Consider the following 12399-nt stretch of genomic DNA (forward strand, 5'->3'; position numbering starts at 1 on the left):
TCCCAACGGGTGCCCGGTTGTCATCGATAAGTGGATAACCGATACTGCCCACCGCTGATGACTCCATGAAGATAAGGATGGCGCCGTGTCTGACAAGGAACTCTTACCCCAAAAGGAACACTCCACCCATAAGGAACACTCCACCGGCAATGAACCGCGCACCGGCTTTCAACGCCCAGTGCTGACACTGCCTAATCAGGCTGACAAATTGTTGCTGCACTCCTGCTGTGCGCCGTGTTCAGGCGAAGTGATGGAAGCTATCACCGCGTCTGGTATCCAGTACACTATTTTCTTTTATAACCCGAATATTCACCCGCAGCGCGAATATCTGATCCGCAAGGAAGAAAACATGCGTTTTGCCGAAAAACAAGGTATTCCGTTTGTCGATGCGGATTACGACAGCGATAACTGGTTTGAACGCGCTAAAGGCATGGAATGGGAACCAGAACGTGGTATTCGCTGCACCCTATGTTTCGACATGCGTTTTGAGCGCACCGCGTTGTACGCACACGAGCACGGCTTTTCGGTTATTTCCAGCTCGTTAGGTATTTCCCGCTGGAAGAACATGCAACAGATCAATCAGTGCGGTGTCACCGCCGCCAGTCGCTATCCGGGCATGACCTACTGGGACTACAACTGGCGTAAAGGCGGTGGCTCAGCCCGCATGATTGACATCAGCAAACGCGAGCGTTTCTACCAGCAGGAATACTGTGGGTGTATCTACTCGCTGCGTGATACCAATAAACACCGCAAGGCGCAGGGCCGCGATATCATCCGCATCGGTACGCTGTATTACGGCGACAACGCGGCCTCCGACAACGACGCCACCGCCGATAAAGACCAGGGCGATAGGGGCTGATAGCCCCGGCTCGTGGAACAGGTGGTGTCACGCTCTATTGGGTGACGCCACTTAATATCCCAGTAGTTGACGGTAGGAGCGGGTTTCGATGCTGTCCATCTGTAACCCCAGCCGTAATGCGCAATCCTGGCAATGTTCACCCAGAATATCGAGTTCTGTTTCGTCTTCCGTCATGCAGGATATTTCGACGAAATGACCCAACGACTCAATATAATCCAGCGTGATGTGAAACCGGTCGAGAAAATAGATGCTACGGGTTTTATTCACTTCAAATATAGGCAAAAAACCCAGCGTTCTCAGCATACTGTCTGTCATATCGAATGATTCTACGTTGACGGCTTCACAACGGCCAGTACGCGGACCTTTCACAATCCATAGCTTAATCCCGGATGGTGCCATACGGCGTAACAGCATACTGATATTTTGCTGACCTAGCTTCTTTTCCGCTGAATCATAATAAATATCATGTTCCTTATTTTCGAATACGAACGATTCAGGATGATGACTGAATAATTTTTCACGAAAAGCGATAATATCCTGAATGCGAAATTTCAATTCAACTTCATATTTCCCTCTAAAATGCTCGTGCACTTTTTTTCTCCGCTTATCGGTTCTCTCTGATCGTCTCCTTATTTGGCAAATACCTACAAGCAGGACAACAGACGATCAGCTTATGTAATATTAATCATCAGATAGATTATTATGCTAACTTTTATTCAGGCTGTCAGCGGTATAGCTAATGGTTCTCAATTATCACGCCGCCAACCGCCCTGCACTCTACCTATCTGGAATCGTATCACCTGGATATTGCTCCGGATAACGACGCGTGAGTTGCGCCAGCCTTCATTGGCATGATGTGCTGAAATAAGCACCACAAGCAAAAAGCACAGTGTGCGTTCACCATGCTGAAAAAAGAGAACGGATTAAACAGAAACGCCATCTATTCCTTACCAGAAAAACCAGTCTTCCATTTTCCATCATGGCTGGCTGGCAAAATGAATCTCATTGCGTCAGACGATCTACCGTTACCGGTTATCGTAACGATAAAAACCAGTCGCTGTTTTCACTTACCCCACGTAACCATGAATCCTGTCACCCTCCCATGTGGAATGTGGATCGTCGTATTTTTCATCACTATTTTCTCTATTTCACCCCGTCATTATTACAAATCTTGCTTTTTGATACTCATGTATAGATACGAAAGCATAATAATTCAATCTGCCATCACGCATTTTGCCGATCAGGAAGAGATATTGTTGTAAATTTTCTTTTCACAGCCCGGCTTCACGAATAAAACGTCATCGCGTGGTAAGGGGCCTGACGGCAGCGCGCCAGCCGTGACGCCAAATCACCAACATGCGCCTCCAGTTGGTGACCGTCAGGGTCGAGAAAATAGAGCGAGTCGCCTTCACTGCGGTTATCTTTCCACTCTGTAACGCCCGCATCACGCAGACGCTGGCAAAACAACGAAAAATTATCGGCAGAAAGGCTGAATGCATAGTGGGTATAGCCCGCGGCGATATCGCCACGTGTCGGTTCCAGTGACAAGCAAAGCCATAATCCCGGTAATGACAGATACGCGCCCGTAGCCCACTCGGCCTCCAGTCGCAACCCCAGCAAATGGTGGTAGAACGCCAGGCTGCGCGGTAAATCGCACACCGATAATGTCAAATGATTGAATCCGGATAACATCAACAACCTCGCGCCTTTCAGGCCAATGCATAAACGAGCAGGTAAGGCACACAGGTTACGACGCTCAGGATGGCACAGCAAGGCATCCTTTAGCGGATGCTGTCGATAACCCGTGCGATATCGGCCGAGGTCGTCAGCGCACGAATCTGGCTAAACAGCTCGCTGGCGTCGTCATACTCTTTACGCAGATAGCCCAGCCACTGCTTGATTCGCGCAACGTGATACAAACCGGTGTCGCCTTGTTTCTCCAGTCGCACGTATTTCTGTAGCAATTGCACCACTTCCGCCCACGGCATACGTGCCTCGCGATACTTGATGACCCGGCTCAGGTTAGGCACATTGAGCGCGCCACGGCCAATCATCACCGCATCACAACCGGTCACGGCCATACAATCCTGTGCGCTTTGCCAGTCCCAGATTTCTCCGTTGGCGATAACGGGAATACGCAGACGTTGGCGGATTTCTCCTATCGCCGCCCAGTTGATGCGCTCTGCCCGATACCCATCCTCTTTCGTGCGCCCATGCACCACCAGCTCACTGGCCCCCGCCTGTGCTACCGCATCGGCAATCTCGAACTGGCGCTCGCCAGAATCCCAGCCTAAGCGCACTTTTACCGTCACCGGCAGCGATAGCGGCACCGCGTCACGCATCGCTTTGGCAGCCTGGTAGATCAGCTCGGGGTCTTTGAGCAAGGTGGCTCCGCCGCCACTGCCGTTAACCAGTTTCGATGGGCAACCACAGTTGAGATCAACCCCCCAGGAACCGAGTTCCACCGCCCGGGCGGCATTTTCTGCCAGCCACTGCGGGTACTGACCGAGCAGTTGTACCCGTACCCGGGTGCCGGATGGGGTACGACTACCGTGGCGCAATTCCGGGCACAGGCGATAAAACGCTTTTACCGGCAGGCGGCTATCCACCACCCGCAAAAATTCGGTGATGCACAGATCGTAATCATTCACTTCGGTGAGTAATTCCCGCACCAGGGAATCCAGCACCCCTTCCATCGGGGCCAGTAAAACGCGCATAACTCGACTCATCATAAAAAAGGCACGTCATGGTACTGTCGGCGGGAGAAACTGTCGACGGGGAGAAAGCATCGACAGGAAAAACGGTGTCACAGCGGGGTGATTGAACGAGCGGGAAAGCCGGAACCCTCCCGCTATGGTGTTAGTATTGCTGTAGTACTGGCATTACTGGCGGATATCGACCTGATAAAAAATGTGTTTACCGAACGGGTCGATTTCGTATCCGCTTACCGTGTTGCGCACCGGCTCAAAGATCGTCGAGTGCGCAATCATCACCGCCGGTGCCTGCTCATGCATCATGAACTGCGCCTGACGGTATAACGCCACGCGTTTCTGGTGATCCTGCTCGGCACGCGCTTCGGTAATCAAGGTATCAAACGGCGGGTAACACCACTTAGATGAGTTCGACCCACCATTGGCGGAAGGACAGGTAAATAGCGGGCCGAAGAAATTATCCGGGTCGCCGGTCGCGGTAGTCCAGCCCATCAGCGCCGCCTGATGCTCACCGCTTTTCACCCGCTTCAGGTATTCGCCCCACTCGTAACTGACGATATTCGCTTTCACCCCCACCTGCGCCCAGTCGGCCTGAATCATTTCCGCCATGCGGCGTGCGTTCGGGTTATACGGCCGCTGTACCGGCATCGCCCACAGGTCGATAGTGGTGCCTTGCGCCATACCGGCTTCTTTTAGCAGCGCTCTGGCTTTTTCCGGGTCGTATGGGTAATCCTCAAGATCAGACGCGGCGCTCCATACGCCAGGCGGCAGCAAATTTTTCGCCGCCGTCCCGGTGCCCTGGAATACCGCCTCGATAATCGCTGGTTTGTTGATAGCCATCGTCAATGCCTGACGTACTTTGAGGTTATCCAGCGGTGGTTTTTGGGTATTAAATGCCAAAAAACCGATGTTCAGCCCGGCTTTTTGCATCAGGGTAATGTCTTTATTGCTCTTCATGTCTGCCAGTTCAGCCGGGTTGGGAAACGGCATCACCTGACATTCATTCTTACGCAGCTTGGCATAACGCACCGAGGCATCCGGTGTGATGCTAAAAACCAGCCTGTCCAGTTTAGCTTTACCCTGCCAGTAGTCCGCAAATGCCTGATACAGAATGCGGGAATCTTTCTGGTACTGCACCAGTTGGAACGGGCCGGTGCCGATAGGCTCCAGATCCACTTTCTCTGGTGTACCGACTTTCAGCATCTGCTCGGCGTATTCAGCAGACAGGATTGAGGCGAAATACCAGGCCAGATCGGCCAAAAACGGTGCCTCCGCATGGCTTAAGGTAAAACGTACCGTGTGGTCATCGAGCTTGTCGATAGCAGTAATCAGGCTGCGAAACGACAGGCTTTCGAAGTTGGCATAGGTGCCGCCGGACACCTTGTGGTAAGGGTTATTGGGATCACGCTGGCGTTGAAAAGAGAAAATCACGTCGTCGGCGTTGAAATCACGACTCGGGGTAAACTGGGCGTTGTGATGGAATTTCACCCCTTTACGCAGATGAAAGATGTATTGCGTGCCATCCGGGCTTACTTCCCAGCTTTCCGCCAGACTCGGCACCAGTTCAGTGGTGCCGACCTTGAAATCCACCAGCCGGTTATAAATCGGCACCGCGCTGGCATCCACGCTGGTCCCGGAGGTATACAACTGCGGGTTAAAGTTCTCCGGTGAACCTTCTGAGCAGTACACCAGGGTTTTGGCGCATGCCATCTGTGTCACCGTCAGCGTCATCGCCGCCAGTGCGATGCGTGTGAGTGTGTTTTTCATCCCCATCCTCGCTTTTTATTGACTTCCAGGTAGCTCGCTGAGTACAACGAAGCCTTTGATTATGGTTGAAAACAATACCGAACCTTCCATGGGGTTTACCAATAAGGATCCGTTATGAACGATAACCTGACGCGTCAGTTGACCGACCGTTTCTACCGCTATCTGGCTGTCACCAGCCAGAGCAACGCCGCCGCGACCACGCTGCCGAGCACGTCAGGCCAAATGGCGATGGCCCAGTTGCTGGCAGACGAGCTGCACACACTGGGGCTGAGCCAGATAGAGTGCGACGAGCATGCCATCGTCACTGCGGTGAAACCGGGCAATACCCCATCTGCGCCACGCATTGGTTTTATTACCCATATTGATACCGTAGATGTCGGCCTGTCACCGGATATTCACCCGCAAACCTTACGTTTTACCGGCGAGGACCTGTGCCTGAACCCGGAACAGGATATTTGGTTGCGCGTTGGCGAGCACCCGGAGATTCTGCCCTATCGCGATCAGGACATTATTTTCAGCGACGGCACCAGTGTGCTGGGAGCGGACAACAAAGCCGCCGTTACCGTGGTGATGACACTGCTGGAAAATCTGCCTGATGACCAGCCACATGGTGACATTGTCGTCGCGTTCGTGCCGGACGAAGAAATTGGTTTGCGGGGCGCTAAAGCGCTGGATCTGACGCGTTTCAACGTCGATTTCGCCTACACCATTGATTGCTGCGAATTGGGCGAAGTGGTGTACGAGAATTTTAATGCGGCGTCGGCGGAAATCCGCTTTACCGGTGTGACCGCCCACCCGATGTCGGCCAAAGGCGTGCTGGTTAACCCTATTCTGATGGCGCACGATTTCATCAGCCAGTTTGATCGCCAGCAGGCCCCGGAACACACCGAAGGGCGGGAGGGATACGTCTGGTTTAACGACATTCACGCCAACGCCAACGAAGCGGTGCTGAAAGCCTCGATCCGTGATTTCGATCTGACCGGGTTTGCACAACGCAAACAGCAGATACGCGATGTCACGGCAGAGATTACCGCCCGCTATCCAGCCGGTCAGGTCAACTGCACCATCGCTGATATCTACAGCAACATCAGCAACGCGTTAGGGGATGACCGGCGGGCGCTTGACCTGCTGTTCGCCGCCATGAGCGCACTGTCGATTACCCCGAACGTGATTCCGATGCGCGGCGGCACCGACGGCGCGGCACTGTCGGCCAAAGGCATTCTGACACCAAACTTTTTTACCGGCGCGCACAACTTTCACTCACGCTTCGAGTTTCTGCCGGTGCCGTCGTTCGTTAAATCGTATCAGGTGGCATTGACGCTATGCCAGCTTGCCGCACAACAGCCATCAGTCTGAGTTGTGCTGACGTAGCGCCGACGGCGTGATGCCGTATTCAGCGCGAAAACGCTGGCTGAAATGACTGGCGGAGCTAAACCCGCAGGCCAGCGCGATATCGGTAATCGAACGGCGGCTGTGACGCAGCCACTGTTCCGCCTGCGCCAGACGGCGTTTCATCACATACTGATGCGGTGCCATCCCCTCACTCTGGCGGAACATGCGTGAGAAGTGAAACTCGCTCAGCCCGGCTTCCATCGCCAAATCCGCCAGGGTGAGCGGTTCCCCCAGTTGGGCGTCAATCCGTGCTTTTACCCGCCGTAACACCGCTGGTGCCAGCCCACCGCGACTGCCCGGCGTCTGCCACTGCAACTGACTGTATTGACGCAACATATGCAGCATCACCATCGTTGATGCAGAACTCAGCATCATCTGACTGGCGGGGTCATCCCAGTTACCGGTCAGCAAAAAATGGCGATACAGTGCTTCCAGTGCCGGGTCGGCGACAAAAATGCGCTCATCCAGTTGGATAGACGCCGGGCTGCGATCCCAGGTCTGTTCCGCCAGTTGGCGCAGGTGCTGATCGGTACAGTAAAAGTGGGCAAAACGCAGGCTACCGCGAATATCCCAGGTGGACTGACTCTCTTGTGGCATCAGGCAAAAACGTCCCGGCGCACCACCGTTAAACCACCCATCCGGACGCTTGTGGTAGCTTTCGTACCCATCTTGCACGTACATACTGAAGGTGTGATGACGGGTATTTTCCAGCGTGACCCGATCGTGACTATTCTGCCAGACCGCCAGTTGCACCTGATTCTCCAGCGTCACGGTTTCCTGCAACCGGGTTTTATAATGTTGTAACACCTCAAACGCGTCGTACTGGCTCATCTGTCACCCTGAAAAACATCCCTCTCTGGCTAACAGAGTAAAACAAGCGTTCACGATTAGGAATGGATCTTTCCGTGTCGATACGCCTCGCATGTCTTTTTTGTCCTAAACGCGGATGTCCAGAATAACAGACCCGATACGGGCAGGCGCGACGCCTCATATCATGACGTCATAACGATAGGGTTAACCGGTCTTCATCATCGCGATGTGTAGGCTTTCGGTGTACGCTGATGCAGGATATTACGCTACAAACGACCAGCGTAAAGGCCGCGGCCTCCAGGTACGTGGGCAGACGTTGTTCCCACAAAAAGCCGTAAATTAACGCGAACAGGGTTTCAAACAAAATCATCTGACCAACCAGCGTGAGCGGCAATAAACGGCTCATCTGATTCCAGAACAGATTACCGACAATCGAGGCCAACACCGCCACTCCGATAGATACGCCAGCGAACTGCGCCCAGTCGATATTGCTATGGTTACTGGTGTTAAGGATGATGGCGACGGGTATCAAGACCAGCGACTGCACGCCGGTAACAATACCCATCAACAGATTCCAGTCGTGACCCGAAACTGGTGCCACCCGTGTCAGCCAGCGACTGTTACCTACCGCGAAGCTACTCCACGATACCAACGCGCCCAGTGCGCACAACAGACCGACCACTTGCGATCCCCGCGCGGTGGACACCGATGGCCCCAGTGCTTGCCAACCGATGCACAGGGCACCGGCTGCACACATCAGCAAAGACGGTAATAGTCTGCGCAGTGGAACCGCACCCTGATCGCGGCTACCGATCAGCGTCACCACCACCGGCATAAAGCCGATCACCAAAGACGTGATGGCGATACCTGCCATCTGCACCGCGCTGGACAGAAGAATGTAATACAGGGTGTTACCCGCCATTGACAGCCAACCCAGTGCGACCCATTCACGGCGTGTCAGTCGCCGCACCAGAGACGACCAGCGCGGGACCAGTAATATCAACGAAATCACTCCATACGCGGCATAGCGGCCGATGGCTATCTGCAACGGACTAAACGTACGCACCAGTTCCGGTGCCAGAAAAACCAGTCCCCATAGCGCGCCAGCTCCCATGCCACACGCCACACCTGCTACTGTTTTTTTGCTATCCACTCTACCGCTCTCTCCCCTATTGCTGACGAGAGAGTATCGCTCAAGGTATACCGCAATGCTTGACTAAGACTCGCGTACTTTAGGCCCAGACTCCTGCAACTGCTGCCGAAACACTGCCGGCGTCAACCCTGTCGCTTTACGCATAGCCCGGGTCAAGGCGCTTTGGTCAGCATAACCGCCGCGGTAGGCAATCTCAGCGATGGGCAGATTAGTTGTCGCCAGCCAATGCTGCACCCTGCCCAGCCGTACATGCGCCAGCCAGGCATGTGGCGTGTTATCCAGCTCGTTTCGGAATACAGCATGCAGTCGACTGACGCTCATCCCCACCTGTTGCGCCATGAACTCGATGGTCCAGTCCAGAAAGGGGTCGCTGTCAATAGCCGATATCAATCCTGCCAACCGTGAGCGCGGCGGCAACCCCTGACCAGTCAGCGCATCTAACAACAACGGCGTCCACAGTTGAATCCGCGATATCGGCACCCTCCCCTTGACCAGCATACCGCCCATATAGTCGATCAGATGGTTAGCTTCCGGGGCGAGCTTCAGGAACCGGCATGATGCCAGATAATCCTCTACCCAAGGCTCCAGATGACTGGACTCAAGATCCACAATCAAGAACTGGTTTTCCCCATGGCTTTGCTGTGCATGAGGGAAATCTCTGTCAACATAGGCGGCCAGTCGGCGATCCAACTGCGCACTTTGTCCTGAGATATCGATATTCAGCGAACCTGACAGCGGTAAAACTAACTGCGCATGTTCGTGACGATGGGGCGACTCCAGCGCACCGTAGCCGCGAATGGACAGCATGAAAGCACCAGGTACGAACATCTCTTACCACCTCACCACTACGTTCTGCTGATATATGAATGGACTACTCATCGAGATAAGCCAACACCGTCGTCTGCACAAAATAAAAAACCGCAGGATTCTGCTACTCACCGCAACCTGCTGACAGCCAGCCTCTCGGCAATGCCGGATAATGAGCGCCTGTGTAGGGTCTGGAGTATAACAATGAATAGCCTGCTTTATAGCGCCGTCGTGCTGATCTGGGGGACTACCTGGATAGCCATCAGTTTGCAGCATGGTAACGTACCACCAGAAGTGTCGATTTTCTGGCGTTTTGCCAGCGCCTCGACGCTGCTGATGGCACTGTTGATCCTGACGCGTCGCCTGCGTCCGTTGAGTGGACGTGCGCATGTATTGTGCATGGCGCAGGGGGCGACCGTCTTCGGCCTTAATTTCTTCTGTTTTTATCATGCCGTCGCCTGGATCCCGAGCGGGTTGGAATCGGTGATTTTTTCGATGGCGGTGCTGTTTAACGCCTTCAACAGTCGGCTGTTTTTCGGCACCCGGCTCAGCCGTAATGTGATGATCGCTGCCCCGCTGGGGCTGGCCGGTATTCTCCTGCTGTTCTGGCACGATCTGTTGCGTCTTAACAGCAGCCCACAACTGCTATGGGGCGTCGGTTTGAGTCTGCTGGGGACGTACGGTTTCTCTCTTGGCAATATGATCAGTGCCCGTCATCAGCACAGCGGCCGGGACATTATGACGACCAACGCCTGGGGAATGTTGTACGGGGCGCTGGCGATGGGGCTGATAGCGTTGATGCTAGGTTACCGCTTCACGCCGGAATTCTCGCTGCAATATCTCGGCTCGCTGTTTTACCTGTCGCTGTTTGGTTCGGTGATTGGGTTTGGCGCTTACTTTGCGCTGGTCGGGCGGATCGGTGCCAGTCAGGCGGCGTATGCGACCTTGCTGTTTCCGTTGGTGGCGCTTTCGGTCTCCACGCTGTACGAAGGATACGTGTGGCACAGTAATGCGGTGCTGGGGTTATTGCTGATTCTGGCGGGCAATGCAGTGATGTTTTATCGCCCCCGGCCACAGCCGGAGGCAAAAACTGCCATCTAGTCGATTATTGCGCGTTGGCAGGCTTATTACGCGGTGGGCGACGGCGAGCAGGTTGCCCTTCCGGACGGCCTGCCGGGCGAGCTCCGCCGTCACGACGTGGCTGAAGCGGACGATCGCCTTGTGGACGAGCAGTCGCTCTTTCACCTTGTGGGCGATCCCCCTGGCGTGGTGCGCCGCCCCGGCCACCCTGACGGCCGTTCTGGATCGGCTCAGCCTTGATGGTTGGGTCCGGTTCGTAACCCGGGATGGCGATGCGCGGGATCTCCCGCTTCAGCAGACGTTCGATATCGCGCAGCAGCTTGTGTTCATCGACGCACACCAGCGACAACGCTTCGCCAGTCGATGCCGCTCGCCCGGTACGACCAATGCGGTGCACATAATCTTCCGGTACATTCGGCAGTTCGTAGTTCACCACGTGCGGCAACTGATCGATATCCAGCCCACGCGCGGCGATATCGGTCGCCACCAACACACGGATGTCGCCGTCTTTGAAATTCGCCAGAGCACGGGTACGCGCCCCCTGGCTCTTGTTGCCGTGGATAGCCGCAGCGGTGATGCCGTCTTTATTCAGCAGTTCCGCCAGATGGTTAGCACCGTGCTTGGTACGGGTAAATACCAGTACCTGCTGCCAGTTGTGCTTGCCGATCAGGTGCGACAACAGCTCACGTTTGCGTTTCTTATCAACAAAATGCACGTGTTGCGTCACCAACTCAGACGGGGTATTGCGACGCACCACTTCCACTGAGGCCGGATTGGTAAGCAGCTTGCCAGCCAGTTCCTTAATCTCGTCGGAAAAAGTCGCCGAAAACAGCAGATTCTGCCGTTTAGGCGGTAACTTCGCCAGTACACGGCGAATATCATGGATAAAGCCCATATCCAGCATACGGTCGGCTTCATCCAGTACCAGAATCTCTACCTGCGACAGGTCAACCGCGTTCTGGTGCTCCAAATCCAGCAGACGCCCAGGGGTGGCGATCAGAATATCGACGCCGCCGCGCAGCTTCATCATCTGCGGATTAATGCTGACGCCGCCGAATACCACCAGTGAGCGCAAGCGCAGATATTTGCTGTACGCCTGAACGTTTTCGCCGATCTGCGCCGCCAGCTCACGGGTTGGCGTCAGGATCAGCGCCCGCACCGGGCGACGGCCTTTCGCCAGTACCGGGCTTTCGTTCAGCAGTTGCAGCAGCGGCAGGGTGAAACCGGCGGTTTTACCGGTACCGGTCTGGGCGCTAGCCATCAGATCGCGCCCTTCCAGCACAACCGGAATCGCCTGACTCTGAACCGGCGTCGGCTCACGGTAGCCCTGCTCTTCCACAGCGCGCAAAATATCGGCACTCAGACCGAGGGATTGAAAAGACATAACGAGAACAACTCCAGAGTCACCCTACCCGGTATCTACCGGTGCAGTTTTTAGGGTGATGACAGATGGGTTCCGCGTCGCTTCGGCTTGTATGCCGCACAACGCCGACTCCAGATGAATGGGCACAAACTACGGTGCATGACTGCCTGCGATTGTAACAGGAAATCGCTTGTCTGAGGAATTTTTATCTGTCGATCACATTTTATCCTCTGCATTGTGCGCAAAATAGTTTTGCTCTTTATGGATATCAATTAGTTACTGATTATAAAGCCCATTCATCCACCGTAGCGTCCGTGAAGGGGGTATCAAACCGCCCCGTCGGCAGTCAGCATGCGGCAAACGGTTGAATGAGCGATTATTCTTACAGTGATGCCATCGTCCAGTGGGAGAGGCCATCCCGCGCTCGATGGGCACACTCAGGACGCAAGAGCACATC

At 54.6% G+C, this 12399-nt stretch carries 11 protein-coding genes; 3 read left to right on the forward strand and 8 right to left on the reverse strand.

The window, feature by feature from the left end; translation table 11 throughout:
* Nucleotides 1–85: 85 nt before the first annotated feature.
* Nucleotides 86–859 carry an epoxyqueuosine reductase QueH gene (locus DD586_RS12095; RefSeq protein WP_012885109.1) on the forward strand — a complete coding sequence of 258 codons (774 nt, stop codon included), beginning with the start codon at nucleotides 86–88 and terminating at the stop codon, nucleotides 857–859.
* Nucleotides 860–910: 51 nt separating this feature from the next.
* On the opposite strand, the gene cyaB is transcribed toward DD586_RS12095, so the two are convergent.
* From cyaB to DD586_RS12115, 4 genes are all read right to left on the reverse strand, one after another.
* The gene (gene cyaB, locus DD586_RS12100) at nucleotides 911–1450 is read right to left on the reverse strand and encodes a class IV adenylate cyclase (protein ID WP_012885110.1); all 540 of its coding nucleotides are present in this window, start codon (nucleotides 1448–1450) and stop codon (nucleotides 911–913) included.
* 693 nt (nucleotides 1451–2143) lie between these two features.
* Nucleotides 2144–2551, reverse strand: a complete 408-nt coding sequence (locus DD586_RS12105) for a VOC family protein (protein ID WP_012885111.1) — start codon at nucleotides 2549–2551, stop codon at nucleotides 2144–2146.
* Nucleotides 2552–2640: 89 nt separating this feature from the next.
* A complete protein-coding gene (gene dusC / locus DD586_RS12110; protein ID WP_012885112.1) occupies nucleotides 2641–3576 on the reverse strand; it encodes a tRNA dihydrouridine(16) synthase DusC in 936 nt (311 codons plus the stop codon).
* A 165-nt stretch (nucleotides 3577–3741) separates the two neighbouring features.
* On the reverse strand, nucleotides 3742–5337 hold the full coding sequence (locus tag DD586_RS12115; RefSeq protein WP_012885113.1) for an ABC transporter substrate-binding protein: 1596 nt from the start codon (nucleotides 5335–5337) through the stop codon (nucleotides 3742–3744).
* 114 nt (nucleotides 5338–5451) lie between these two features.
* Between DD586_RS12115 and pepT the strand changes: the two genes are divergently transcribed.
* Nucleotides 5452–6693, forward strand: coding sequence for a peptidase T (gene pepT / locus DD586_RS12120; RefSeq protein WP_012885114.1), 1242 nt, complete (start codon nucleotides 5452–5454; stop codon nucleotides 6691–6693).
* Here the strand turns inward: pepT and DD586_RS12125 are convergent.
* The 3 genes from DD586_RS12125 to DD586_RS12135 form a co-directional block, all read right to left on the reverse strand.
* Nucleotides 6685–7560 (reverse strand): AraC family transcriptional regulator, encoded by an 876-nt coding sequence (locus DD586_RS12125; RefSeq protein ID WP_012885115.1) that lies wholly within the window; start codon nucleotides 7558–7560, stop codon nucleotides 6685–6687. The genes pepT and DD586_RS12125 overlap by 9 nt on opposite strands.
* 169 nt (nucleotides 7561–7729) lie before the next feature.
* On the reverse strand, nucleotides 7730–8692 hold the full coding sequence (locus DD586_RS12130; RefSeq protein WP_012885116.1) for a DMT family transporter: 963 nt from the start codon (nucleotides 8690–8692) through the stop codon (nucleotides 7730–7732).
* A gap of 63 nt (nucleotides 8693–8755) precedes the next feature.
* A complete protein-coding gene (locus DD586_RS12135; RefSeq protein WP_226510872.1) occupies nucleotides 8756–9499 on the reverse strand; it encodes an AraC family transcriptional regulator in 744 nt (247 codons plus the stop codon).
* A 204-nt stretch (nucleotides 9500–9703) separates the two neighbouring features.
* Between DD586_RS12135 and DD586_RS12140 the strand changes: the two genes are divergently transcribed.
* On the forward strand, nucleotides 9704–10600 hold the full coding sequence (locus tag DD586_RS12140; protein WP_012885118.1) for a DMT family transporter: 897 nt from the start codon (nucleotides 9704–9706) through the stop codon (nucleotides 10598–10600).
* A gap of 4 nt (nucleotides 10601–10604) precedes the next feature.
* Here DD586_RS12140 and rhlE read toward each other — a convergent pair whose 3' ends face one another.
* Nucleotides 10605–11963, reverse strand: a complete 1359-nt coding sequence (gene rhlE / locus DD586_RS12145) for an ATP-dependent RNA helicase RhlE (protein WP_012885119.1) — start codon at nucleotides 11961–11963, stop codon at nucleotides 10605–10607.
* Between the last annotated feature and the right edge of the window lie 436 nt (nucleotides 11964–12399).

Origin of the sequence: Dickeya parazeae Ech586, assembly GCF_000025065.1 — a bacterium.
GTDB lineage: Bacteria > Pseudomonadota > Gammaproteobacteria > Enterobacterales > Enterobacteriaceae > Dickeya > Dickeya zeae.